Raw genomic sequence first — 24829 nt, forward strand, 5'->3', positions numbered from 1 at the left:
GGGTGAAGGATATGATATTTTTTAAGAATAGTAAGAAAGAAAAAAATATACTTCGTGATGATTTTAAACAGGTGGATATTAAAGAAAAAAATTCAAATATTGAAGTTATTAACGAAGGCAATAAATTAGCAGAAGAGAAAGTTGACAAATTGATGGATAACGAAAGTGGATTTATAGAAAATATTAATAGAATTGAATTGTCGGTTCAATATATGAACAATAAATTGAATAATATATCTTCTGCTGTTCAGAAATTCAACAAAAATATATCCTGCACTGCAGAAAATTCTGAAGATATATTTAATAATTTAAATATGGGAAGTAAGATTATAAATGAAGGTGAGAAAAGTATAGGATCTGTTCAGCAGCAAATGGGCTTTATATCTGAGTCAGTAAAAGCATTCAAATCAAATTTTTCTGATTTGAAGAAAAGACTGGACATGATTAAGTCATTTTCTGGAGAGATAATTGATATATCTGATGAAACCAATATTCTTTCATTAAATGCAGGTATAGAAGCTTCACGTGCTGGAGAAGCGGGAAAAGGATTTTCTGTTGTAGCAAGTGAGGTAAAAAAGTTAGCAGATGAAACTAGAAAGTTATCACAGTCAATAGAAGATAGCTTGAGCAGTGTTGAGAAATCAGCAGATGAATTGAACGGAAGTGTGAATAGCATTTTTAAAAAATTGGAGGCTGGTATAGAAGAAACTAATAGATCTTTAGAATTATTTTCAAATATAAAAGAATCTAATGAAAATATTGATGAAAAAGTTAAAAATGTTAATGGTTCCATTAGTGAATCATCAGGATCTATGAATGAAATAACGGAAGCAGTTGAGTCTATTTCTGATAAAAGTTCTGAAAGTTTCAACTTGATAAAGGCTCTCCAAAAAAGAGAAAGTATGAAGATTGATTACTTTTCAGATATAATTAGTTTTCTGGAACAAATTGATTTATTAACAAATACAAAAAATGATAAAGAATAAATTAAATTAACTTTCAACAATATGGGACAATCTAAAAATAAGTTGCCCCATAATTAGTATTCTAATCCATAGCTCCAGTTAGCTAATTTTCCAAAATTATAAATCCTTTTAAAACCCCGGTTTTTTAATATATTATAAGCAATTAAAGAACTTTGACCGCTTGTACAATATAATATTATGAGAGAATCAAATTTTAAATTTAGTTTTTTTATATCATTCTCAAAGGTTTCAATAGGTATATTTTGACTATTAGGAATATGACCTTTTTGAAATTCTTCTTCAGGTCTAACATCTATTAAAAATAGAGGTACTTTAGCTTCAATTAAATTTTTTAATGTTTCATTAGAAATTGTTCTAAAAAATGCATTCATTGAAATTACCTTCTTTATAATTTCTTAACTTAATAAGTAAGAAAACATTAGATGAATGGTTTAAATATTCTATATATTGATTTAAATATATGTTTAAGTCAATATATTTCATTTAAGTTCAATACTATAATATAGTATATAAATAAACTATAATTTAGGACACAAAAGTAAAATATTATGGAGATTGTGTATGACAAATGGAGGGAGTAAAAAGATGAAACTAAAAGTTTTAGTAGATAACAACACATATATTGACCAGTATTATTATGGTGAACCTGCTGTTTCATATTATATTAAAGATGAAAATATTCAGCTGCTATTGGATGTAGGATATTCTGACCTATTTATTAAAAATTCAAATGCATTAGGCATAGATTTAAAAAATATAAATACTATTGTTATTTCACATGGACATGATGACCACACAGGAGGGTTAAAATATTATTTTAGACAAAATCATAAAAGTCACATTTCTATTATTGCGCATCCTGATGCATTTAAAGAAAAAGCAATAGGTAATTTAAAAATTTGCTCTCCTATCTTACAAGAAGATCTAAAAGAAAAATGCAATCTAATTCTTTCAAGAGAACCTATTAATATTAGTAAACATATAATTTTTTTAGGAGAAATACCACAAACAAATCATTTTGAGAGTAGAAAACCTATCGGAAAACAAATTGTTGGTAAAACTTCATTTGATGATTACGTAATAGATGATTCTGCACTTGCGTATAAAAGTGAAAAAGGTATTTATATCATTACAGGATGTTCTCACAGTGGGATATGCAATATAATAGAATATGCAAAAGAAGTATGTAAAGATAATAGAGTATTAGGAGTTATAGGGGGATTTCATTTATTTGAAGTAAATGAACAAGTTAAGAAAACTATTGATTATCTAAAACAGAATGACATAAAGGAGTTGTATCCCTGTCATTGTACTTCATTTGCTGTTAAAGCAGAAATACATAAAGTTTTACCTGTAAAAGAAGTTGGAGTAGGATTAGAAATAAACTGGTAAATGTATGAAAAGATAATTTTAATTAATTCATAAACTTTTTATATTGTTTATTAACTAAGGACAAATCATGGATATTAATTACAACATATGTTCTATTTTTATGCTTATGTAGTAGGATGTACCAGTATTATTCAAAAGAAATGACTTTTTGGTATAATTAAATGGTAGATTTAAAAAAGGAGAAAAATATGAATTATAATAAAATTGATGAAAATGCTATAAAATCGTGGATTATGGGAAGAACAATAGCCAGCATTATATTTGTAGCTATATATGTAGTAGGAGTTTATCTATTTTTAATGCCCAAAATTCAAGATATGGAATTATTAGAAAATATACTAAATATTTTAACTGCAATAATAATAATTGCCTCAACTTTAGATAGTTTTGTATGTCCATTTTTAGAATACAAACAGTGGAGATATGGTATATTTGAAGATAAAATTGAACTCATAAATGGCATAATCATAAGAAAGAAAACAATAATTCCAATTTCGAGAATTCAAAATTTGAAAATAGAACAGGGACCAATAGAGAGAATGAGTAATATAGCATCTGTGAATATCATAACAGCAGGGGGTAGACACAAGATACCTGCCATAACTATGGAAGATGCAGAAAAAATTACGGATAATCTTAAAAGAATTATAGAGTTCGGTGATAAAATTGGATAAAATAGAAAGAAATCATTTGTTTAAATTATTTTATAGCGTAGGTAAAACATTTAAAGAAATGATAGGGGTTGTTTTGGCATCAGGAGTTTTAGTTAAGTGGATTGGAATTAGACTGGGTGTATTAATTTCAGGAACTTTAATAATAATGCTTTTGATATATAGTATCTTAGAGTGGAAAAAAAATATTTTTATAGTAAGAGAAAATTCTATTTATCATAAAGAAGGAGTTTTTAATATAAAGAGGACTGAAATTCCACTAGAAAAAGTTAATACAGTAGATATTTCAGAAAGTTTTTTTGAACGAATTTTTAATGTAGCAACTATAAAGATTGATACAGGGGATGCAAAAGAAGATGGTAGTGACTTAAAATTTACTTTAAATAGAGAAAGAGCAGAAGAGCTTAGAGATACTTTAGTTAAAGGGAATGCTGATAATTATATTAAAATAGATACTTTAAAAAATGAACAAGCATATTATAAAATAGGATTAAAAGAGTTATTTATATATTCTATTATATCTAATTCAATATTTAAAGGACTAGCTATATTACTTGCCATGGAGCAATTTATTCAGGAAAAAATTAATAAAATTCTTAAATTTAATGTAAATACATCTAAATATATTGGAGAAATTAATCATATAACTTTTTATAGAAAAATTTATATGATTGTAACTATAGTATTTATTATACTATTTATAAGTGTATGTTTATCTATTATATATAATTTTATAAAGTACTACAATTTTAAGCTTTCGGCTGATAATAATAAAATTTGTATAGATTACGGAGCTTTAAATAAGAAACATTATAGTTTTGATAGAAAGAAGATTAAGGGAATACATCTTAAACAGAGTGTTTTAATGCAATTGTTTGATTATTTTACTATAGAAATAGAGAGTATTGGATATGGAGACGAGCATGGAGAAAAAGCTATGCTGTATCCTATTTGCAATAATCAATTGAAAGATAAAATACTGAAAAACTTGATTAATGAATTTGTATATGAAGGCAATTTTAGTAAACCCTTAAGCAGCGCATATCCTAGTTTTTTTTATAAGAAAATTATATTTTGGATAATTATAGTTTTTACAATTGAATTTATCAAACCAAAAATTATTTTAGTTAGTGCAGCGTTACTTATATTTTTATTTATTATAGGACATATGGAATTCAAAAATACAGCTTTGGGAATAAATAAAAATTTGGTTTATGTGTGTCATAATAGTTTTAACAAGACTCAATCTATTTTAAAGATGCAAGCTGTACAATCTGTGACTTTATCATATAATTATTTTCAACATATCAAAAGGTTTTGCAACTATAAAATTATCTTGTATAGTTCAGATTATGGAAAGGAATTGAAGGTTAAAAATTTAAAAGATAATATTATGGATGAGTTTTTTAGGTAATATTAAGATTGATGTATAGTTATATAAAAAAAGAAAAATACTAACTATATATAAAGGAGAAAATTAAAAATGGAGGAAGAGTATAAGAATCTTAAAATTGCAGAGAGAGGTGCACATATCAGCATCATAGCTTATATAATTTTGTCAATATTTAAGCTTAGTGTAGGATACTTTTATAATTCTAAGGCTCTTCTGGCAGATGGAATTAATAATTCTACAGATATAATTGCGTCTCTTGCTATTATTATAGGTCTTAAGATATCAAGAAAACCTGCGGATGAAGATCATGCTTATGGACATTTAAGAGCCCAGACAATATCTTCTCTTGTTGCATCTTTAATAATGATAGCTGTTGGAATAGATGTACTCTATAATGCAATATATTCTATTATTTTTTTAAAAGGTAAAAAACCAGATATTATATCAGCAGTAGTTGCTGTTATCTGTGCTGTATTAATATACATAGTATATAGATATAATAAAAAGATTGCGCTTAAAATTAATAGTTCAGCATTAATGGCTGCAGCTAAAGATAATCTTTCTGATGCATGGGTGAGCGTTGGAACTGCTGTAGGAGTTACAGCTTCTCAATTTGGTCTTAACTGGATAGATCCACTGGCAGCAGGTATAGTAGGAATTTTAATATGTAAAACTGGATTTGAAATTTTTAAAGAATCTGCGCATAGTTTAACAGATGGTTTTGACAGTAAAGAACTTTATGATATATGTAAAAAAATAAGACAAATAGATATGGTAAAAAGCATTATAGATATAAAAGCTAGAGTTCATGGTAGTACTATTTTACTTGATATTGTGATAGGAGTTAATCCTAAACTAACTGTAATGGAAAGCCATAAGATTACTAAAGAAATAGAAAATACGTTGTATGAATGTTTTAATATAAAGTATGTAATTATACATGTAGAACCGGATATAAAGTAAAGGTTATCCAATTTGTAAAGGGATATCACCTAATTAACTTTTGAATGTATAAAAGATAAAGCTAAATAAACATGTTTATTTAGCTTTATCAAGCGCGTTCTGTACTGCCTGAATAAGACCATTGCTGCTGTAAGTGGCTCCTGAGACGGTATCAACTGAAGTCGATTGATTTGATATTATTTCATTAGGTATTGTATTTTGGGCCTGCTGATAAAATTGTGGAGTATCTTCTGAAGATATTGTTTTAATGTCAGTAATTTTCCCACTTTTTATAGTAACAGAAACTGTTGTAGTACCTCCTCGGAAGCCTGTACCACTTCCTGAATAGGTTCCATCCTTGTATTTAGTCTGATTTTGATTATTTGAGCTTGAACTTGCAGCTGTACTAGAAGTTTTAGTGTTAAGTTCAATATTGTTTGATGTTGAAGCATTTTTGGAAGCTAAATTGCTTTGATTTAAAAATGAGCTTTCCAAATTACCAAGACTATAAATACACAGGAATAATACTATACCAAGTGAACTTATAAGTGCAGGATTGATATTTTTACCAAAAATATTTACATGTATATTTTTTCTAGGGCATACCTCTACACATTTTAGACAATTTATACATTCTGAATTATGGACACTATTTACTTTATAAAGTTGTAAGCCCATTGAACAATTATTTGTACAAACTCTGCATTTGCCGCATTTATCATTAGGTTTATTTATCTTAAATATATTTGTTTTAGAGAATATAGTAAATATGGCACCTAAAGGACACAAGTATCTACAGAAAAATCTTTCAATAAAAATATTGCCGATGGCTATTAAAATTAAAAGTATAAGACCTATAGTCAAATTTGATAGTACACTATAGAAATCTGTTATTTGTGCAAAAGCATCCCAGGGACTCTTATTTTCCAAAACATTAATCTTTTTATAGGTAAAAAATAAGATTAAAAGTAAAATTATATATTTTGTATATTTTAAAATTGAATCAATTTTTGGACTTACTTTAAAATTAATGTTTAAAAATTTCTTTGATGCAATGTGAATCCAGTCGTTGAATGCACCAAAAGCGCAAAACCATCCGCAAAAAAATCTTCCTGCAATAATAGTAAAAGCAAGTACTACTGCAAAGTCTACCAATCCTGAAAAAGCCTGAATAAAATTAAAATTACCACTAGTAATCATTTGAAAAATTGTCTTTACTCCATTAAATGCCATTATATATAAACCTGGCAATAAAAAGAACATGATTAATTGTACAATATGTCTAAAGATTTGTACCTTTTTTACTTTATTTGTCATCTTCTATATCTCCTTTATAATTGGAATCAATTCCTTATTAGTATAGATTCACTATAAAGGATAAACCTTAAAATTAGATTAAGATTATTGCCAAAAATATTAATAATATTTGAACAAAATTCGGTTAAACACGTTTTTCCAAAGTTATAAAGCTGTATTCCAAATCATTATCTTTTAGAGATTTCTCTTCAATTATATCGTAATCATTTATATCAAATTTAGGAAAGTAAGTATCTCCTTCTTGATTTGAGTGTATTTTAGTAAGATATAATCTTTTGCAATATGGAAGAAATTCGTTGTATATTTGTCCTCCGCCAATTATAAAAATTTCCTCTTTAGTATCTTTATACTTTAAAATATCATTCATATCATGTACTATATGTACATTTTCATCTTTTACTGTATAATTTTTATCTCTACTTAAAATTATATGTTTTCTATTTGGCAGTACACCAGGAAGAGATTCAAAAGTTTTTCTTCCCATAACTATAGTTTTGCCTGATGTTATTTTTTTAAATCTCTTTAAATCATCTGATATATGCCATATAAGATTGTTGTTTTTGCCTATTATATTATTTTCTCCAATAGCTACAATTATACTTAACATTAAACAGCTACCTCCATAGTAATTTTATCGTGATGTTTATAATCTATAAGTTTAATGTCATCTGGTGAAAAATTATAGAAACTTTCAATTTCAGGATTTATCCAGAGTTTTGGAGCAGTATAGTCTTTATCTTTTCTTGTAAGCTGCAGCTTCATACCTTCAACTTCATTTTCATATATATGTGCATTATTTATGATATGAGTAAATAATCCTGGTTTAAAACCCGTTACCTGTGCAATTAGATGAACTAGAACTGCATACTGGCACATATTAAATGGAACTCCAAGAGGGAAATCACCACTTCTTTGAACAAGCATACAGTTTAACCTATTACCTTGGACATCCCATAAAGTTTCATAACAACATGGTTGAAGGGCCATATCTGGCAGGTCTTCCATATTCCACATGGACATAATCATTCTTCTATTTTGTGGATCAGTTTTGATAGTATTTATTAATTTATCAATCTGCTTAAACTTTGCAATCTGATATCCATAAGCTTTTCCTATAGTACCATCTTTCATCATCCATTCATCCCATATGTGTACACTTTGTTCTTGAAGTTTTTTTACATCATTTGACTGATCTTTATATATCCATAGAAGTTCTTTAACAGCTGTTTTAAAAGCTACGAATTTTGTAGTAAGTATAGGAAATTCTTTTGATAAATCAAATTGCATAATTTGATGTGGAAGTTTAAATGTAGATATTCCAGTCCTATTTTGATCGTGATATCCATTTTTCAGGATATTTTCTATAATATTTAAATATTGTTTATCTGCGTTACTCAATTTTTATTCCTCCAGTTTTAATGTAATATTAGCTGTTTGTATTATATCATAATTATAATAACATATATATAGATTACCTATTATCGAAGATGGTGCATATAGGGAGCTGTGGATAGATGAAAAACCATCAAGGACTTTAAAATCAATGGATAAAAATGGCGATGTACTTTATATTGGTACAATGTCTAAAGTGTTTGCACCTGGTATCAGGATAGGATGGATCATAGGTCCAGAGACTGTAATTGAACGACTAGGAGACGTAAAAATGCAGACAGATTATGGAGCAAGTTCAATCTCTCAATTGATTACGGCTGAGTGGATTTCTAGTGGATTATATGATGAATATATGAAAAAACTTAGACATGATCTCAAAATAAGAAGAGATATAGCGTTAGATATGCTTGAAAAAAATTTTTGTGATATAGGAGCTTGGAATAAACCCAAAGGAGGGTTTTATATATGGCTCAGGATAATGAACAATATGTCAATTGAAAAATTGTTTCCTATGGCATATAAAGAAGGAATATTGATAAATCCAGGAAGTATATATGATTTTGAAAAAAATGAATATATAAGGTTATCTTATTCATATGCATCTATAGATGATCTTAAATATGGAATTAAAAAACTGGCTGATATAATAAAACAATAGTTACTTTTGGTTGGTATAAATTAAAAGATTATGGTTGAAGACAATGGCAGTCATATCAAATATAATTAAAGAAAATTAATTTACAGGAGATAATTTGATATGATGATAAGATATTTTATACAAGGTTTAATTCTAGGATTTGCTTATGTAGCCCCAATTGGTATGCAAAACATATACGTAATTAATTCAGCCATAAACAATAAGAAAATTAGAGTATATGAGACAACTGCTATAACTATATTATTTGATATTTCTTTAGGACTTGCTTGTTTTTTAGGTATTGGCTCTGTAATAAATAAATATATAATTTTTAAATATATTGTATTATTATTTGGATCTATTGCAGTAATATATATAGGAATCAAGCTTATAATTAGTGTTCCAGATGATTTTAAGAAAATAGATGTAAATAGAAGTTTAATAGATGTAGTTATTACGTGTTTTACAGTTACATGGATAAATCCACAGGCTATTATTGATGGTACATTGTTTCTTGGAGGCTTTAAGGCATCACTTTCATATGAAGCATCACATTTTTTTATATCAGGATTTTGCACTGCTTCATTTCTATGGTTTAATGGATTAACTATAATTGTACGTTTATTTAGAGATAATTTTAATAATAAAATGACAAGAAAAATTAATATAGTATGTGGCACAATCATAATATATTATGGACTAAAACTGGGATTTAATTTTATTTCAGGTAATGGGGGAGTAATTCAATTACAGATATTTAAATAAGTTTCTCAGGAATAAACTTAGAGGAAATCCTCTTTATCAATAAGTAATCAAGTATCAAAAAAACACCACCTGCTATAAGCATTACAAGTTTGCTGAGCAAAAGTACACCTGTCATTTGAGCAACTAATATAAGAATCACTGGAATGACAAGAAGGCCACTTACTTGTTGTGCTTCTTGGAATGTCTCTGACTTTGCTGACACCATCACAGTAAATATTAGTGATAATAAATTGATTGCAGGTGAAATCCAAAGTATGATTATAAGCGATTTTATATCTGGAAAAATAAGTCTTCCAAAATATATAAAACCACCTACATTACATATTATACCAAAGATTATAAATGAAACCAAAGTTATAATATAAGATGGTATGAAAACACCTAAAATCTTAGCTCTAAGGAGCTGCTCCATGGATATTGGTGTATAAAGCAAAGATTCTAGAGTTTTATGCTCCTTTTCTCCAACAAAACTACTGGCTCCAATAACTCCTGAACACATTATTGGAATTATGAGAAAGTATGATGGAAACATAAATTCTATTGATACTTTTATTAAAAGTTGGGCTGGAGTATATGTTTTATATTCAGAAGGTAGTTTTTTTAGAAGAGGAGCTATCTTTGCAAACATACTTGAATCATTCCCAATAAAGTTTGCAATTATTAATATTGCTATTGGGATAATTACAATCAAAATAATTGGTACAATAGTCATTGGCATGATAACCTGTTTTGAACTTGTTATTTCATTTATATCTTTATATATCAATGCTTTTTCATTTTTATTCATGTTCTAATCACTCCAGACTCATAATGTTACATCGCAAGATGTACCTTTTATATATTTAAAATAAAGCTCTTCCAAAGACCATTTTTGCTGTACCAACTCATAAATTTCGCCGCCATTTGCAAGTATACCGTGTACTAGAGTATTTACATCTTTATCTCCTAAAATGGATTTGCTATATATATCATTACTTTCGTGGACAAATCCAAGTTTCTTCGAAATATTTTTGCCTCTGATTTTTAATCTAAGAGTTGCATTTTTCCTTGAAGCAAGCTCATCAAATGTACCTAAACCAAGGATGCTGCCATTATTTATAAAACTATACAGTGTACAAATATCTTCAGCATATTTTAATTGATGTGTACAAAGAAAAATTGTAACCTCGTTTTCATCTGCAAGTTCTTTTATAAGTTTTGTAACATTCAATGCATTTTCTGGGTCTAAACCAGAAGTAGGCTCATCAAGGAATAAAATCTGAGGATTGTGAATTAATGCTACAGATAATGAAACTCTCTTTCTCATTCCTGTACTAAAAGATTTTACTTTCTTATCCTTTACATCTTGTAACTCCAACCTTTTCAATATAAAATCAGCACGTTCATTAAGTAATTTATCATCCATTTCATGCATTTTACCAAAGAATATTAGATTCTGCTTTGCAGTAAGATTTTCATAACAGGAAGAACTTTCGGTCATAACTCCACATAATTTATGAATTTCAAGATTATTTTCACCGACGATCATTCCTAAAATTTCAGCATTGCCTGATGTTTTTGAAAGAATTCCATTAAGAATTCTAACTGTAGTGGTTTTCCCTGAACCATTAGGTCCAAGAAAGCCAAATATCTCACCTTTTGGTATACTTAGACTTATATTGTTCAAAGCATTAGTCTGCCCATCATAGGATTTTTTTAGATTTTCTATATTTATAGCATTCACTTTTTTTCACCTAACTTTTCTTTCAGTCTTTTAACAAGCAACTTATACCGTTTATTTTCTCTTAATGGTGCAAATGCAGTATTCTCGGTAACTGTATTAATAAAATTTTTCTTGACTGTTGTCTCATCCATTGGAGTATTTGTTCCAATACAATTATTATCTTCAAACCATTTATCTACCTTATTAAAATATTGATTTCCCTTAAGACTAAGTGGAAATGAAATACTGCAAACAGTATCCACATATTGGTCTAATGCAACTATTGCTTTTTCTTTTTTTTGCTCCATTAAATATCCTTGTGCAGCGACGATGTGAATTCCAAAAATATCATTTGTCAAAAGCCCTTTGAGTTTAAAAGCATCAATGAGTTGAGTGCCCTGATAATAAATCTTTTCGAACAAAACTGGTTCCATCATGTTTAAAGAAAGATAATTATTTAAAAGTGTTAATGTGTTTATTACTCTGTTGTAAAGTAATATCTGATTTACTTCATTTGCCTTATCAGTTTTATCAAGCATCTTATATGCATTAATAAGTATGACATCGTCTCCACTATATGGAATTAATTTATTATCTAATAAACGAATGACTTTTTTGCTATTTCCAAGTGCCATTTCTGCCAATGCCTCCATAGTATTTGCATTTTTTATGTCAGAAATGCTTTCAGATTCTTCTTTTATTCTTTTACTTAGAAGTATACACTGCTTAAACATTTTTTCCCTTATTGTCTGAGTTTTTGCCAAGGTTGAATAGTTTAATAATAATTGAATCACAGAAAGTAAAAAAGGAAAACATGAATAGTATTTTTTTATTAGCTGCTTGCACTCTTCCATCACTTGATCGAATGGATCTGCAGTAAATTCATATGAAAGTTTATTGTAAATTTTTTTAATTTCTTCCTTTGTAAGTTGAGGAGAATATCCAATTAATTCATCGACTGAAATATTAAAGTAAGTTGCAAGTTCAGGAAGAAGTAAAATATCAGGATAGCTTAACCCAGATTCCCATTTGGAAACAGATGCTTTGGAAATTCCAATGTAATCTGCTAGTTGCTCCTGTGTTATTCCTTTTTCTTTTCTCTTATTGATAATACATTTACCTATATTTAATTTCTTCATATCTGCCACCTCTAATAATATTTTATGTGATTGACTATTCAGTGTAAATGGACTTGTAGTTGATCTTAGTTGAAAAAGTTAACCTACAGGAAACAAACAATAAAATATTTAACAAATTTATATTTTAAGGAAATTTTAATAATATGGATATAATATAATAAATATCCTAAGAAAATAAAAATTAAGTACTAATTATTTAGAGTGCTTATTTTTTATATTAGTAATTAAATATTTACTTTATTAATATAATATCTAATTGTAACATAATTTTTATAGAATAATATGAAAAAGGTGGATGATGAATATGAAATATGAGCATTTAGCTAGCAGAAATATTACAAAACCTCTTCAATATAATCTTAGATTTATAGATAAAATCAATATTAAAAAACAGTGCAATATATCCAAACAGAATTTATTAGTTAATGAAAAGCTTGAGAATGGAGGCCAGGATAAGTATGGAAAATAGATGCGTTCAAAATGTAGTTGTATCTGATGATTTAGGTGCTTTATTATATGAATTGGAAACTGAAATAAATAGAGCGGAAAATATATCATTTAATTGGGAAGAAAATCAAAATAGACTAAATAGATTGAAGATAATAACTGAAAAATTAAACAAATTTAGTGTAAATAAAATTTCGTTAAAAACTAAGATACAAAATTTAATGGATGAAGCATTAAAAATTCAAGTAATTTTGAGAAGAGATTTGGGATTGTTAGAATAAAAAAATATGTATGAATTGAGATAGGCATCCGTCATTTAGGGTGCTTATTTTGATATCAATAGCAATTATATTGATAGTATTCATTAATTCTAATTATATATTATATATGGAGACGTACATATTCTGAATAGTTTCCATCATCTGGCTTTAAAGAAGTAGAAGGACTATGCATTGAAAAAATTTTGGAATGATAAAAAATATGTTTTAACTTGAGTATTATTATTTTTTATAAATGTTTTTAACAATTATGACCAAATAACATTTTATTTTAATTAGAAATGAAAAAAATGTTGCAAATTTGTTAAATATATATTATGATATAATGGTTAAACTTAATAATTCAGATGAAGATAGTGGGAGAGTTATGGCTATTGCCATTCACCGAAGAAGTAAATCTTTCAGGTACCTATTTAATTAGAGATGACCGCTATTGGATGAATCCTTGGAGAGATTCTTAATGGACACCGAAGGAGCAAGCCATATGTATGGCAAAAACTCTCAGGTAAAAGGACAGGGGACGGGTAACATATCTTACAAAAGTAATATACATTTTATAAAGTAATATATTATTAATTACTTCATTCAGATTTTATCTATTCCCATTTGTATCTCCAATTAAAAATAATTATATAGGAAAAAGCATTTTTAGTACATGCTTTTGACTAAGATGGAGGGATAAAATGGATCAATTAACAAAAATACTTATTCAAACCGATTCTACAGCATGGAAGAGGCCAATTTTCAGCCCTACTAATGTGACCTGGAATCTATCTTATCGTATTTCTGAAATTACTTCAATTATTCAAATTGCCTCTTGATATAAAATTTATTTTTGAGAAAAAATGAAGAAGAGGATAAACGATAGCAATTATATTAATAATACTTTTTTGGACATCATTGAGATAGAAAAATCTATTTTAGTGACAAAATAATTTTAGAAAATTATGATCGTAGAAATACAGATTTAGAAACAGTAACATTTAGAAAGGCGGAATATATATGTCGGAAAATCAAAATTTATCAAGAGGATTAAAAAATCGTCATATTCAATTACTTGCAATTGGAGGTGCAATTGGCACTGGATTATTCCTTGGTTCAGGCAGGTCCATTCACTTGGCAGGTCCATCTATTTTATTTGCATATGCAATAACAGGAATAATGTTATTTTTTGTAATGCGTGCACTTGGGGAATTATTGCTTTCTAATTTAAACTACCATTCCTTTGTAGACTTTGTATATGATTATCTAGGAGAGGGAGCAGCATTTATTACTGGATGGACCTACTGGTTCTGCTGGATTTCACTTGCTATGGCTGACGTAGCTGCTACTGGACTTTATATACAATACTGGTTCCCAAATGTAGCAAGATGGGTTCCAAGCCTTATAGTTCTTGTAATTTTACTGATTATGAATCTTACTGCAGTAAAGTTATTCGGTGAAATGGAATTTTGGTTTGCATTAATTAAGGTTATTGCAATTTTAGCACTTATTGTAGTTGGTACAGTTATGATTATAAAGGGATTTTCTACAAATGCAGGTTCATCTAGCTTTGCAAACCTTTGGAACTATGGCGGTTGGTTGCCAAATGGAGTAAGTGGCTTTATACTTTCCTTCCAAATGGTTGTATTTGCTTTTACAGGAATCGAATTAGTTGGTATAACAGCTGGTGAAACTGAAAATCCAGAACATGTTATTCCAAGAGCTATTAACAATATTCCAATTAGAATTATTATTTTTTATATTGGAGCACTTGGTATTATTATGAGCATATACCCATGGAATTCAGTTAATCCAGGTAAAAGCCCATTTGTACAGGTATTTACTTCAATGGGAATCACAGCAGCAGCGAGTATTGTAAATTTTGTTGTATTAACATCAGCTGCATCTGCTTGTAACAGCGGTATTTTTAGTACAAGCCGTATGGTTTATTCGCTTGCTAAAGAAGATAATGCACCTAATTCAATGAAAAAATTAACTTCTAATCATATACCTTGTAATGCTGCAATATTTTCTGCAGCTGTTATCTTGATTGCAGTTATTTTGAACTACATTATGCCGGAAGGGGTATTTGTACTTATTACAAGTATATCAACATTTTGCTATATATACATTTGGGCAATTATAGTTATCTGTCATATAAAATATCACAGAACTAAGCCTGAACTTGCTGCTAAGAACAAATTCAAAATGCCGCTTTATCCAATTATAAACTATTTAATTTTAGCATTCTTTGCTTTTGTTATAGTTACATTGGCATTTAATAATGAAACTCGTGTAGCTCTATTTGTAACACCTGTATGGTTTATAATGCTCGGAGTTATTTACAATATACGTAAATCAAAAATAAAAAATGAAAATAAAGAAGATGTCAAAAGAGATTTAATATAGGTTAATAGCTAATATTAGAAAATTTATTTAACCACTGAAGAAATACAAGACTGCCTGCTCAATGGGCGGTCTTGTCTTATATTATTATTAAATGAACTAATTTTTTAGAAATTTAATTGATAATAAGTTCACTTTATAGATAAAAAGCTGTAAAATATAAATAGATTTATACTAATATTTGGAGGTAATCGATAATGGAAAAGATTGCAAGCTTTACAGTTAATCATTTAAAACTAAAACCAGGAGTATATGTGTCAAGGAAAGATAAATTTGGAGATGTAGTTTTAACTACTTTTGATATAAGAATGACAAGTCCTAATGATGAACCTGTTATGAATACAGCTGAGGTTCATACTATAGAACATTTAGGTGCTACTTTTCTTAGAAATCACAAAATTTATGGCTCAAAGACAGTATATTTTGGACCTATGGGCTGTAGGACAGGATTTTATTTGATTTTAGGAGGAAATTATGAGTCAAAGGATATTATAGGATTATTAAAAGAAATGTATAAATTTATTGCAGATTTTGAAGGTGATGTACCTGGTGCGGCTGCAAAAGATTGCGGAAACTATTTGGATATGAATCTTCCAATGGCAAAATATTTAGGAAATAAATTTTTAAATGAAGTTTTAATCAATATATCTGATGACAGACTTAATTATCCTAACTAATGTATAATTATTAATATATTAGTTAAAGTACAGTCAAAAAAATAACTATGTATTAGCTTATTCTTTTGACTATACTTTATGAAAATCATGCTAAGTGTACTACCTTAATATTATGCTATATAGTTTTAGGAGAGATAGATTAAATGAGATCATTAATATGGGTTGGAAATATTATATTAACTTTACTAGTTATATCATTATATATAGCAGTTTGGTATTATATAGGAGCAAAAGGAAAACGCATATTTTTAAATAAAAATAAGAGTTTAAAAATAAAAGTTTATTGGGCTTTATTTTGGTTTGTAGCTTTTTCATATATTCTAAGTGCAATATTTAGAAATATTTTATCAGTAAATAATAAGTTAGTTTCAGTGTTAACGGTGATAGGAGCAGTTTCATTAGCTATTTTAGCGTATTTAATTATAATCTTTCCTATTACAGACACTATAAAGTTTATTTTAAAAAGAATTGGATTCAAAGGAAAAGTTAAGAATTATTTAAGCATAATATATGGAGACGGAATTTCAATCTTTATTATAGTTATAATAATCTTTTGTCTTGGATTATTTAATGCAGAGCATCCTACTATTACTAATTATAATATAGGAATAAATAAAAGTGCTAAAGATATTAAATCATTAAATATAGTAATGGTTTCAGATGTTCATATTGGTATAATGATTAAGGAAAAAGGTATTTTAAAAATGGTAAATTCAATAAATAAATTGAATCCTGATATAGTTTTCTTCTGTGGAGATATGGTTGATGAAAGTACACCTACAAATTTAAAAGTATATTATAGCAAAGCATTTAAAAATATAAAATCAAAGTATGGAGTATATTCAATTATGGGAAATCATGAATATATGGAAAATGTATCCGAAACTATTTATTATATGAAAAAAGCTAATGTAAAGGTTCTACTGGATCAGTCAGTCAAAGTAGATAACAGTTTTTATGTAGTAGGTAGAAAAGATGCTGCTAGTAGAGAAAAAGGAAAATCATTAAATGAAATCTTAAAAAATACTGACAAATCGCTTCCAATTATAGAACTTAATCATAGACCAGTAGGTATTAATGAAGCTGAAAATTCAAAAGTGGATTTGCAACTTTCAGGACATACACATGATGGTCAATTTTTCCCTAATAATATTATTACAAGACTTATTTATGAAGACAGTTATGGATATCTTAAAAAAGGAAATTTTAATTTAATTGTAAGTTCTGGATATGGAACATGGGGACCTCCAATAAGAATTGGAACAAAAGGTGAGATTGTTCACATTAATCTTAAGTTTAAGTGAAAATTATTTTATTGTATTAAAAATTAAAATATATTTGTTAAATAGTTAAAATGATGATAATATACTAACTGTATGCTTATTTAAAGTAATGTTTGGGAGGAATAGATATGAAAATTATTCAAATGAGTGATGAAGCTTATACAGAATTTAAAAGTTTGTTGGACGAGAATAATGTAAATAATTATAATTTAAGAATAAACTATGCAGGAAAAAATTGCAGTGGAGCAATTTTTAATATTAGTTTTGGAGAAGAGAGTACAGAAGATTTTTCAGAAAAGATAAAAGATATAAACTTTATTGTAGAAAGAAATCTCATAAATGAGTATGTAGGATTTAAATTTTTATCTAATAATGAAAGTGGCGGAAATGGATTAAAATTAGAACCAGTTTTGTCACCTAAAACTTGTGAAGGATGCTCGGGATGCATGTAAAATTTTATATAATAAAAATACCGGCAGTTCAAAAGAAACTGCCAGTATTTATATATTGATTTTATTAGAAATTAGACTAAGTATATAAACCTAAAATTTGAACTTTAATATAATCATAAATAGCTTAATTAATTAAGTATATATACGGTGACAGATCTTACTCCCCAACTCTCAGCCTCGGCTTCAGACGGGAAAAACACATCTATTCTATTTCCTTTAATAGCACCACCTGTATCGTCAGCTACGGCATAACCATATCCTTCTACATAAACTCTGGATCCAAGCGGTATAACTCTAGGATCTACAGCTATAGTACTGTAGCCGCCAGAATTTCTTACCGTAGATGTACCTGATGCTGTAATTCCATCTCCTGAATATGCAGTCGCATTCACGGTTATTGATTTTGAGGCAGAAACAGAACCTGACGTACCACGTGATAATGTTGCATTATTACTATTATAAGCCAGTTCAGCCTTGGAACTATTAGAATTACTTGAATTTTGGGCAGCACTTAATTCACTCTCTTTTTCAGTTGCACTTGCAAGGAGAGATTTTTGTTCCTGTATATCCTTATTTAGTTTTGATAAAGTATTTTCGTTACTGCTTTTTAAAGCTTGCAAGCTATTATTTTCTTGTACTAAATTTTCTTTCTGACTTGATATAGCTTGTCTATCTTGTTTCAATTTAGCCATAATATTTTTATCAAATCTTATTACTTTTGATATTGTATCCATTCTTGACATAAAATCACTTAAATTATTTGAGCTTAAAAGTACATTGAGATACCCATCCATACCACTCATGTACATTGCACGTACTCTTTTGTTGAACAATACATCCTGAGATTTTGATTTATTCTCTATTGTATCCAATTTTGATTGAGTGCTTTTAATATTACGTGCTAAATTATTCATGTACTTTTTATTACTGTCAATTTTATTAATTACTTCGTTAATTTGTGAATTTAATGTATCAACTTTTTTTTGCAATTGTACTTTGTTATCTTGTGCTTGTTTTAATGCATCAGATGAACTACTTGATGGTGCAGCAAAAACATTGCCATTTATCATGACGGTTAATGCCAGTGTCATAATTGCAGATAACGTTTTTTTATTCAAATTGTTTTCCTCCCTAAAAATAGATTATCAAACTATTTTATATATTAAAGTTATATTGTTTACTATTATAACATCAAAACATACCAAAACTCAAGTTTATATACTATATTTATATTTTATTACTTTAAATGGAAATAAATTCATGAGCTTTTCAAGAATGATTTAAAAAAATAAGAGAGCACTAAACTTATTGATTTATAAGGGATGACAGATTTAGAAAACAAAAAATATGAATAAAGGCAAAGACAAAGAAAAAAAATAAAAATTTATATGAACTTGTAAAGAAAAATGATAAATCGTATAATATGAAATATATGTTCTAATGGTAAAACTATAAACTTATTATATATTGTACTTAACAATTAATGAAATGAAAGGAAATAAATATGAGCAAAGTATTAGTATTAGCTGAAAAGCCTTCTGTAGGAAAAGATTTAGCTAGAGTACTTCACTGCAGCAAAAAGGGCGGGGGATATATTGAAGGCGATAAATATGTAGTAACCTGGGCTCTTGGACATTTAGTTACACTAGCAGACCCTGAAGCCTATGATGATAAATATAAAACATGGAATTTAGAGCAGTTGCCAATGCTCCCTAAATATTTGAAACTTGTAGTTATAAAACAAAGTGGGAAGCAGTTTAATATAGTTAAATCACAAATGAATAGAAAAGATATTAATGAAATTGTAATTGCTACAGATGCAGGTAGAGAAGGAGAACTTGTAGCAAGATGGATAATAGAAAAAGCACATATAAAAAAGCCTTTAAAAAGACTCTGGATTTCTTCTCAAACTACAAAAGCTATAAATGATGGGTTTAAAAATTTAAAACCTGCGTCAAAATATGACAATTTATATGTGGCTGCAAAATGCAGGGCAGAGGCGGATTGGATAATTGGACTCAATGTAACACGTGCCCTAACCTGTAAATACAATGCACAACTTACAGCAGGAAGAGTGCAGTCTCCAACTCTTGCTATGATAATTAATCGTGAAGATGAAATAAAAAATTTTAAACCTAAAGCGTATTACAATATACATGCAAAAACCAAAAATTTTACTTTGAAGTGGATAAATAATAAGGGAAATAGCAGTTTATTTGATGAAGAAATAGCAAATAAGATAGTATCTAAGTTAAATAACAAAAAAGGAAAAATAATTGACGTAACTACTAGTCAAAAGAAACAGATGCCACAAAAGCTTTATGATTTGACTGAGCTTCAAAGAGATGCTAACAGACTATTTTCATATTCTGCAAAACAGACATTATCTATAATGCAAAGACTTTATGAAAACTATAAAATGCTTACATATCCTAGAACAGATTCAAGGTATATTTCGACTGATATAGTTCCTACACTTAAAGAACGTTTGAAAGCTATATCTTTAAATGAGTATAGAAGTTTTATAAATGAAGTTATTAAAACAGGAATTAAACCAAATAAAAACTTTGTAGACAATACAAAAATAGGAGATCATCATGCTATAATACCTACCGAGGAAAGCATTCCAATATCTCGTCTTAGTTTAGAGGAAAGAAATATATACGACTTAGTTATAAAAAGGTTTATATCAGTTATGATGCCACCATATGAATATGTTGAAACTTCGATAAAGGTTGATATTTCAGGTGAGACTCTGATATATAAGGGAAACAATTTAAAAAGTTCTGGATGGAAGAAAATTTATAAAAATGAGAACTTAAAAAATGAAGTCAAATTCTCTGATATTAAAAAAGATGATAACATAGATATAATTTCTATAGATATTGAAAAACTTTATACTAAAGCACCTGAGAGGTTTACTGAAGGGACCTTGCTATCTGCTATGGAAAATCCACAAAAATATGTTAAAATGGATAAAACGTATGCCAAGACTCTTGGCGAAACTGGAGGAATTGGAACAGTTGCTACCAGGGCAGATATAATCGAAAAAATATTTAATATGTTTTATGTAGAGAAAAATGGAAAAGAAATAGTTCCGACTTCGAAGGGAAGGCAGCTTATCAATTTAGTGCCAGAAGGACTAAAATCTCCATTATTAACAGCTGAATGGGAGAAAACATTAGATGAAATTAGCAGGGGCAAAAAGAATTCAAAAGCATTTTTAAATGACATGAGAGAATATGCAACTGAGCTTGTAAAAGATGTAAAAGTTAGTAGCAGTAAATTTAAATATGATAATTTGTCAGGAAAAAAATGTCCGAACTGTGGAAAATATATGTTGGAGGTTAAAGGCAAACATGGAAAAATGCTGGTTTGTCAGGATAGAAGTTGCGGGTATAGAGAAAATATTGCAAAATTTACTAATGCAAGATGTCCTGAGTGCCATAAAAAACTTGAATTAAGAGGTCATGGTGAAGGACAAATTTATGTATGTCCTAATTGCAGCTTTAGGGAGAAATTATCTTCATTTAAAAAAAGATTTGACAAAAATAATAAATTGAATAAAAGAGATGTGGCAAGATATATGAAAAAAGTAAATAAAGAAAATGAAGCTCCAGTAAATTCTGCACTAGCAGATGCTCTAGCTAAGTTAAATTTAAAATAAGAAAAATAAAGTACCGTTAAGTTTTATAAAGGGATATTTTAAAACTAAGTAATTGGTTTTGAAATATCCCTTTTATATATAAACTATTTTATCTAAAATTTAATATTAATTTAATAGTATTTCTAATAAAAAATACTTGACTTGGAGTTAACTCTAAGTGCTAGACTGAATTTTAAGAAGGTGAAATAAAACAACAATCAAATGTTACACAATATAGAGTTTAAAATTCAAATTATGATAAGGAGGGATGAACATGAAGATTTTATATTATGATTGTTTCTGTGGAATAAGTGGAGATATGAACTTAGCAGCACTTATAGATTTAGGAGTTCCCAAAGAATATTTAGTGGAGGAACTTTTAAAGCTCAACTTAGATTCTGAATATAAGCTAGTAATTGATAATTCTACTAAGCTTGGAATAACAGGAACCAGGGTAGATGTTATATTAAAAAATAAATTAGAGGATAATACACATATTTCAGGACAAGTTTTACATGAACGAGTTAACAAACATTCTCATAATAGTGATGAAGAGCATGTACATAGTCATGAGCATCATCATAGAAATTTGATGGATATAGAGAAAATAATAAATTCAAGTGATTTAAGTGATAAAGTTAAAAAGCTTAGTTTAGACATGTTTATGAAGGTTGCAGAAGCAGAGGCAAAGGTACATGGAAAAGATTTATATGAAGTACATTTTCATGAAGTAGGAGCCGTTGATTCGATTGTGGATATAGTAGGAGCAGCTATTTGTTTAGATTATTTGAATGTTGATAAAATTATTGCATCAACTGTTCAAGTTGGAGGAGGATTTGTTGAATGTGCCCATGGTATTATGCCGGTACCAGCGCCTGCAACAACAGAAATACTTAAAGATATTCCAATAAGTACAGGAATAGTACAGTTTGAAACAACTACTCCGACGGGAGCAGCGATACTTGCAGTAAATGCTCAGGAATTTAGTCAAAAAATTGATTTCTCAATTAAAAAGGTTGCTTATGGTATAGGTCATAAGGACTTAAAAATTCCAAATGTTTTAAGAGTTTATATAGGAGAAAAGGAAAGTACTGAAAAGGTGGAAGAGCAGCATATTTTAGAAACTAATATAGATGATATGAATCCAGAGTTTTATGGATATGTGGAGGAAAAACTTTTTGAAGCAGGAGCTTTAGACGTATTTAAAACGCCTATATTTATGAAAAAGGGAAGGCCAGGAATAAAATTAAGTGTATTAGTTAATGAGAAAAATGAAAAAAATGTTTTAGATGTTATTTTTGAAGAAACTACTTCAATAGGTATTAGAAAATATAAAGTTGAAAAGATAATGCTAAATAGAGAAATTTCAAAAGTAAAAACAGAATACGGAGATATTACAGTAAAAAAATCTTATTATAGAGGAAAATTAGTCAAATGTAAACCAGAATATGAAGAATGCAGGGCTATAGCAAAAGAAAGAAATATATCTATAGATAAGGTATATAAAGCAATTTATAAACAGGATTTGGATTAATGCTAAATATAATTTATTTGATTAAAAAGATAGAAACTATTAATTTTAAGCAAATTTTAGGTGTTACAATGTCAAAAAAGGAGGTAAATTCATATGAAGATTGCAGAAGTAAGTAAAAAATGTGGAGTTTCAACAGATACACTTCGGTATTATGAACGTGTTGGTCTAATTCCTAAAGTAAATCGCAATAAAAGTGGAATAAGAGACTATACAGAAGAAGATTGTGGATGGGTTGAATTTATCAAATGTATGAGAGGTGCAGGTCTTCCAATTGAAGTACTAATTGAGTATGTTGCGCTGTTTCAGCAAGGTGATGAAACTATTGATGCAAGAAAAAATCTGTTAATTGAACAGCGTAAACACTTAGCAGAGAAAATGAAGGATATAAAAAAAACAATAGAACGTTTGGATTATAAAATAGAAAGATATGAAGCAGTAGCTATGAAGGAAAATAAATTAAAAAGAACAGATGTTTAGTACTTCTGCATATGCTTCAAGAGCAGGCTTGTAATATCAGCTTTAAATTAATTATTGACCTAAAGTTAGGTTTAGGGATTATTATATATCTATAACAGTTATGACTATTAGTGCATGTACTAGTGAACATTCCATGGAGCATGCAATGAGTGCTTATCATCACATCAAAACCTTCCACATGGAGCAGGACTTATAATGATTAGTAAAGAGTATTATCAGTATTTTATAGATAAACATGCATGTGATGATAGATTTATTCGTATGGCAAAGACATTAGGTATGCAGGATGCAAAAAAGCCGCAGGATTTTATTACAATGTTAGTAAAACTGCAGGAGACATGCCGAGTAGCTGATCTCAAAATGTCAGGCTATGGAATACAAAAGAGTGAATTAGAGAAGATGGCGACAAATGCGAGGAAAACGATGGGAGGATTATTTATGTGTGACCCATGTCCGTTGTCCCATGAAGATTGTGTAAAAATTTATGAAAAATCATATAAATAAGAAAAGAAGGAGAAAGAAATATGGACGTAAAAGAATTGGAAAAGGTATCTGACTTTTTACTAGGAGAAGAAAATACTGATTATGCAGATTATTTTATTGGAAAAAGCTATTTAAGTGTTTTAAATACTAAAGAAGCAGTTATTTGTAATGTTACATTTGAACCAGGATGCAGAAATAACTGGCATATTCATCATGGTGCTGGACAGATGTTAATCTGTGTCGGTGGTCATGGATGGTATCAGGAAATTGGCAAGGAACCACAGCTTCTAAAGAGTGGAGATGTTGTATATATTGCTCCAGAAATCAAACATTGGCACGGTGCTGTAGCAGATGAGGCTTTTGCACATCTAGCTTTAGCTGTTCCAGTAGATGGTGCCTCAAATGAATGGTGTGAACCAGTTACAGATGAAGAATATAAGAAATTAAGATAAGTTTGTATTGCCAGGCAGAATAAGAATTCTGTCTGATAGGAAGGAGATAGTTATGAAAAAGCAGACAGCAGTAAGAGATGCACTTGGAACATTTGCACCTAAATTTGCAGAATTAAATGATGATATTTTATTTGGTGAGGTATGGTCGCGGGAGGATAAATTATCACTCAGGGATCGAAGTTTAATTACGGTAACTGCATTAATGACAAAAGGAATTTTTGATAACTCTTTAAAATATCATATGACAAATGCAAAAAACAATGGAGTTACTGCAGAGGAAATTGCTGAGATTATCACACATTTAGCATTTTATGTGGGATGGCCTAATGCATGGGCAGCATTTACACTAGCAAAGGAAGTTTGGGAGGAATAGATT

The 24829-nt window shown here is 28.6% G+C and carries 26 protein-coding genes, 1 pseudogene and 1 riboswitch; of the genes and pseudogenes, 19 read left to right on the plus strand and 8 right to left on the minus strand.

Annotation, left to right across the window (positions count from 1 at the left end):
- Positions 1-11: 11 nt before the first annotated feature.
- Positions 12-986, plus strand: a complete 975-nt coding sequence (locus tag J2Z42_RS03440; protein WP_209700968.1) for a methyl-accepting chemotaxis protein — start codon at positions 12-14, stop codon at positions 984-986.
- A 53-nt stretch (positions 987-1039) separates the two neighbouring features.
- On the opposite strand, the gene J2Z42_RS03445 is transcribed toward J2Z42_RS03440, so the two are convergent.
- Positions 1040-1357, minus strand: a complete 318-nt coding sequence (locus J2Z42_RS03445; protein WP_209700969.1) for a rhodanese-like domain-containing protein — start codon at positions 1355-1357, stop codon at positions 1040-1042.
- A gap of 214 nt (positions 1358-1571) precedes the next feature.
- On the opposite strand from J2Z42_RS03445, the gene J2Z42_RS03450 reads away from it, so the two are divergent.
- The 4 genes from J2Z42_RS03450 to J2Z42_RS03465 all read left to right on the plus strand — a co-directional run bounded on the left by J2Z42_RS03450 (position 1572) and on the right by J2Z42_RS03465 (position 5405).
- A complete protein-coding gene (locus tag J2Z42_RS03450; RefSeq protein WP_209700970.1) occupies positions 1572-2378 on the plus strand; it encodes an MBL fold metallo-hydrolase in 807 nt (268 codons plus the stop codon).
- 188 nt (positions 2379-2566) lie between these two features.
- Positions 2567-3052, plus strand: a complete 486-nt coding sequence (locus J2Z42_RS03455; protein WP_209700971.1) for a PH domain-containing protein — start codon at positions 2567-2569, stop codon at positions 3050-3052.
- A complete protein-coding gene (locus J2Z42_RS03460) occupies positions 3036-4463 on the plus strand; it encodes a PH domain-containing protein (RefSeq protein WP_342589991.1) in 1428 nt (475 codons plus the stop codon). The genes J2Z42_RS03455 and J2Z42_RS03460 overlap by 17 nt, the downstream gene beginning before the upstream one ends.
- 69 nt (positions 4464-4532) lie before the next feature.
- A complete protein-coding gene (locus tag J2Z42_RS03465) occupies positions 4533-5405 on the plus strand; it encodes a cation diffusion facilitator family transporter (protein WP_209700973.1) in 873 nt (290 codons plus the stop codon).
- A gap of 75 nt (positions 5406-5480) precedes the next feature.
- Here J2Z42_RS03465 and J2Z42_RS03470 read toward each other — a convergent pair whose 3' ends face one another.
- From J2Z42_RS03470 to J2Z42_RS03480, 3 genes are all read right to left on the minus strand, one after another.
- On the minus strand, positions 5481-6701 hold the full coding sequence (locus J2Z42_RS03470; RefSeq protein WP_209700974.1) for an FMN-binding protein: 1221 nt from the start codon (positions 6699-6701) through the stop codon (positions 5481-5483).
- A 124-nt stretch (positions 6702-6825) separates the two neighbouring features.
- Positions 6826-7308 (minus strand): dihydrofolate reductase, encoded by a 483-nt coding sequence (locus J2Z42_RS03475; RefSeq protein ID WP_209700975.1) that lies wholly within the window; start codon positions 7306-7308, stop codon positions 6826-6828.
- Positions 7308-8099: a thymidylate synthase gene (locus J2Z42_RS03480; protein WP_209700976.1), complete on the minus strand. Its 792-nt coding sequence runs from the start codon at positions 8097-8099 to the stop codon at positions 7308-7310. The genes J2Z42_RS03475 and J2Z42_RS03480 overlap by 1 nt, the downstream gene beginning before the upstream one ends.
- A gap of 82 nt (positions 8100-8181) precedes the next feature.
- Here J2Z42_RS03480 and J2Z42_RS03485 point away from each other — a divergent pair, with 82 nt between their 5' ends.
- Together J2Z42_RS03485 and J2Z42_RS03490 are read left to right on the plus strand one after the other, a co-directional pair.
- Positions 8182-8751 carry an aminotransferase-like domain-containing protein gene (locus J2Z42_RS03485; protein ID WP_342589993.1) on the plus strand — a complete coding sequence of 190 codons (570 nt, stop codon included), beginning with the start codon at positions 8182-8184 and terminating at the stop codon, positions 8749-8751.
- Positions 8752-8850: 99 nt separating this feature from the next.
- Positions 8851-9495: a LysE/ArgO family amino acid transporter gene (locus J2Z42_RS03490; protein ID WP_342589992.1), complete on the plus strand. Its 645-nt coding sequence runs from the start codon at positions 8851-8853 to the stop codon at positions 9493-9495.
- On the opposite strand, the gene J2Z42_RS03495 is transcribed toward J2Z42_RS03490, so the two are convergent.
- The 3 genes from J2Z42_RS03495 to J2Z42_RS03505 are packed head-to-tail and all read right to left on the minus strand — an operon-like array spanning position 9488 to position 12336.
- Complete coding sequence (locus tag J2Z42_RS03495) at positions 9488-10282, minus strand: ABC transporter permease subunit (protein ID WP_209700977.1); 795 nt, start codon at positions 10280-10282, stop codon at positions 9488-9490. The two genes, J2Z42_RS03490 and J2Z42_RS03495, sit on opposite strands and share 8 nt — an antisense overlap.
- 18 nt (positions 10283-10300) lie before the next feature.
- Entirely contained in the window at positions 10301-11218 is a 918-nt protein-coding gene (locus J2Z42_RS03500; RefSeq protein WP_209700978.1) for an ABC transporter ATP-binding protein, read from the minus strand.
- Positions 11215-12336, minus strand: a complete 1122-nt coding sequence (locus J2Z42_RS03505; RefSeq protein ID WP_209700979.1) for a helix-turn-helix domain-containing protein — start codon at positions 12334-12336, stop codon at positions 11215-11217. Before J2Z42_RS03505 ends, J2Z42_RS03500 begins: the two co-directional genes overlap by 4 nt.
- A gap of 304 nt (positions 12337-12640) precedes the next feature.
- Between J2Z42_RS03505 and J2Z42_RS03510 the strand changes: the two genes are divergently transcribed.
- The 6 genes from J2Z42_RS03510 to J2Z42_RS03535 all read left to right on the plus strand — a co-directional run bounded on the left by J2Z42_RS03510 (position 12641) and on the right by J2Z42_RS03535 (position 17861).
- A complete protein-coding gene (locus tag J2Z42_RS03510; RefSeq protein ID WP_209700980.1) occupies positions 12641-12805 on the plus strand; it encodes a hypothetical protein in 165 nt (54 codons plus the stop codon).
- Entirely contained in the window at positions 12795-13064 is a 270-nt protein-coding gene (locus J2Z42_RS03515) for a hypothetical protein (protein WP_209700981.1), read from the plus strand. The genes J2Z42_RS03510 and J2Z42_RS03515 overlap by 11 nt, the downstream gene beginning before the upstream one ends.
- A 432-nt stretch (positions 13065-13496) precedes the next feature.
- Positions 13497-13588, plus strand: a riboswitch (glycine riboswitch).
- Positions 13589-14063: 475 nt separating this feature from the next.
- Positions 14064-15452, plus strand: a complete 1389-nt coding sequence (locus J2Z42_RS03520; RefSeq protein ID WP_209700982.1) for an amino acid permease — start codon at positions 14064-14066, stop codon at positions 15450-15452.
- Positions 15453-15646: 194 nt separating this feature from the next.
- A complete protein-coding gene (locus tag J2Z42_RS03525) occupies positions 15647-16126 on the plus strand; it encodes an S-ribosylhomocysteine lyase (protein WP_209700983.1) in 480 nt (159 codons plus the stop codon).
- A gap of 143 nt (positions 16127-16269) precedes the next feature.
- Positions 16270-17430: a metallophosphoesterase gene (locus J2Z42_RS03530; protein ID WP_209700984.1), complete on the plus strand. Its 1161-nt coding sequence runs from the start codon at positions 16270-16272 to the stop codon at positions 17428-17430.
- A gap of 107 nt (positions 17431-17537) precedes the next feature.
- The gene (locus tag J2Z42_RS03535; protein WP_209700985.1) at positions 17538-17861 is read left to right on the plus strand and encodes a HesB-like protein; all 324 of its coding nucleotides are present in this window, start codon (positions 17538-17540) and stop codon (positions 17859-17861) included.
- Positions 17862-17989: 128 nt separating this feature from the next.
- Here J2Z42_RS03535 and J2Z42_RS03540 read toward each other — a convergent pair whose 3' ends face one another.
- The gene (locus tag J2Z42_RS03540) at positions 17990-18979 is read right to left on the minus strand and encodes a 3D domain-containing protein (protein ID WP_245331471.1); all 990 of its coding nucleotides are present in this window, start codon (positions 18977-18979) and stop codon (positions 17990-17992) included.
- Between the two features lie 386 nt (positions 18980-19365).
- On the opposite strand from J2Z42_RS03540, the gene J2Z42_RS03545 reads away from it, so the two are divergent.
- The 6 genes and pseudogenes from J2Z42_RS03545 (at position 19366) to J2Z42_RS03570 (ending at position 24826) form a co-directional block, all read left to right on the plus strand.
- Positions 19366-21528 carry a DNA topoisomerase III gene (locus tag J2Z42_RS03545; protein WP_209700986.1) on the plus strand — a complete coding sequence of 721 codons (2163 nt, stop codon included), beginning with the start codon at positions 19366-19368 and terminating at the stop codon, positions 21526-21528.
- A 253-nt stretch (positions 21529-21781) separates the two neighbouring features.
- Positions 21782-23041, plus strand: coding sequence for a nickel pincer cofactor biosynthesis protein LarC (gene larC / locus J2Z42_RS03550; RefSeq protein WP_209700987.1), 1260 nt, complete (start codon positions 21782-21784; stop codon positions 23039-23041).
- Between the two features lie 93 nt (positions 23042-23134).
- On the plus strand, positions 23135-23518 hold the full coding sequence (locus J2Z42_RS03555; protein WP_209700988.1) for a MerR family transcriptional regulator: 384 nt from the start codon (positions 23135-23137) through the stop codon (positions 23516-23518).
- Positions 23519-23603: 85 nt separating this feature from the next.
- A pseudogene (locus J2Z42_RS03560) lies at positions 23604-24022 on the plus strand (iron-containing alcohol dehydrogenase); the annotation flags it as partial.
- A gap of 20 nt (positions 24023-24042) precedes the next feature.
- Positions 24043-24453 carry a cupin domain-containing protein gene (locus J2Z42_RS03565; protein ID WP_209700989.1) on the plus strand — a complete coding sequence of 137 codons (411 nt, stop codon included), beginning with the start codon at positions 24043-24045 and terminating at the stop codon, positions 24451-24453.
- Positions 24454-24505: 52 nt separating this feature from the next.
- A complete protein-coding gene (locus J2Z42_RS03570; RefSeq protein WP_209700990.1) occupies positions 24506-24826 on the plus strand; it encodes a carboxymuconolactone decarboxylase family protein in 321 nt (106 codons plus the stop codon).
- Positions 24827-24829: the final 3 nt, after the last annotated feature.

Origin of the sequence: Clostridium algifaecis (genome assembly GCF_017874415.1) — a bacterium.
In the GTDB taxonomy this organism is placed as follows: Bacteria; Bacillota; Clostridia; order Clostridiales; family Clostridiaceae; genus Clostridium_B; species Clostridium_B algifaecis.

Coding starts and splice junctions, on each gene's coding strand:
- J2Z42_RS03545 (WP_209700986.1), top strand. CDS start 19,366: ATGAGCAAAGTATTAGTATTAGCTGAAAAGCCTTCTGTAGGAAAAGAT.
- J2Z42_RS03525 (WP_209700983.1), top strand. CDS start 15,647: ATGGAAAAGATTGCAAGCTTTACAGTTAATCATTTAAAACTAAAACCA.
- J2Z42_RS03515 (WP_209700981.1), top strand. CDS start 12,795: ATGGAAAATAGATGCGTTCAAAATGTAGTTGTATCTGATGATTTAGGT.
- larC (WP_209700987.1), top strand. CDS start 21,782: ATGAAGATTTTATATTATGATTGTTTCTGTGGAATAAGTGGAGATATG.
- J2Z42_RS03505 (WP_209700979.1), bottom strand. CDS start 12,336: ATGAAGAAATTAAATATAGGTAAATGTATTATCAATAAGAGAAAAGAA.
- J2Z42_RS03490 (WP_342589992.1), top strand. CDS start 8,851: ATGATGATAAGATATTTTATACAAGGTTTAATTCTAGGATTTGCTTAT.
- J2Z42_RS03465 (WP_209700973.1), top strand. CDS start 4,533: ATGGAGGAAGAGTATAAGAATCTTAAAATTGCAGAGAGAGGTGCACAT.
- J2Z42_RS03445 (WP_209700969.1), bottom strand. CDS start 1,357: ATGAATGCATTTTTTAGAACAATTTCTAATGAAACATTAAAAAATTTA.
- J2Z42_RS03495 (WP_209700977.1), bottom strand. CDS start 10,282: ATGAATAAAAATGAAAAAGCATTGATATATAAAGATATAAATGAAATA.
- J2Z42_RS03440 (WP_209700968.1), top strand. CDS start 12: ATGATATTTTTTAAGAATAGTAAGAAAGAAAAAAATATACTTCGTGAT.
- J2Z42_RS03535 (WP_209700985.1), top strand. CDS start 17,538: ATGAAAATTATTCAAATGAGTGATGAAGCTTATACAGAATTTAAAAGT.
- J2Z42_RS03570 (WP_209700990.1), top strand. CDS start 24,506: ATGAAAAAGCAGACAGCAGTAAGAGATGCACTTGGAACATTTGCACCT.
- J2Z42_RS03555 (WP_209700988.1), top strand. CDS start 23,135: ATGAAGATTGCAGAAGTAAGTAAAAAATGTGGAGTTTCAACAGATACA.
- J2Z42_RS03530 (WP_209700984.1), top strand. CDS start 16,270: ATGAGATCATTAATATGGGTTGGAAATATTATATTAACTTTACTAGTT.
- J2Z42_RS03510 (WP_209700980.1), top strand. CDS start 12,641: ATGAAATATGAGCATTTAGCTAGCAGAAATATTACAAAACCTCTTCAA.
- J2Z42_RS03520 (WP_209700982.1), top strand. CDS start 14,064: ATGTCGGAAAATCAAAATTTATCAAGAGGATTAAAAAATCGTCATATT.
- J2Z42_RS03470 (WP_209700974.1), bottom strand. CDS start 6,701: ATGACAAATAAAGTAAAAAAGGTACAAATCTTTAGACATATTGTACAA.
- J2Z42_RS03455 (WP_209700971.1), top strand. CDS start 2,567: ATGAATTATAATAAAATTGATGAAAATGCTATAAAATCGTGGATTATG.
- J2Z42_RS03565 (WP_209700989.1), top strand. CDS start 24,043: ATGGACGTAAAAGAATTGGAAAAGGTATCTGACTTTTTACTAGGAGAA.
- J2Z42_RS03475 (WP_209700975.1), bottom strand. CDS start 7,308: ATGTTAAGTATAATTGTAGCTATTGGAGAAAATAATATAATAGGCAAA.
- J2Z42_RS03450 (WP_209700970.1), top strand. CDS start 1,572: ATGAAACTAAAAGTTTTAGTAGATAACAACACATATATTGACCAGTAT.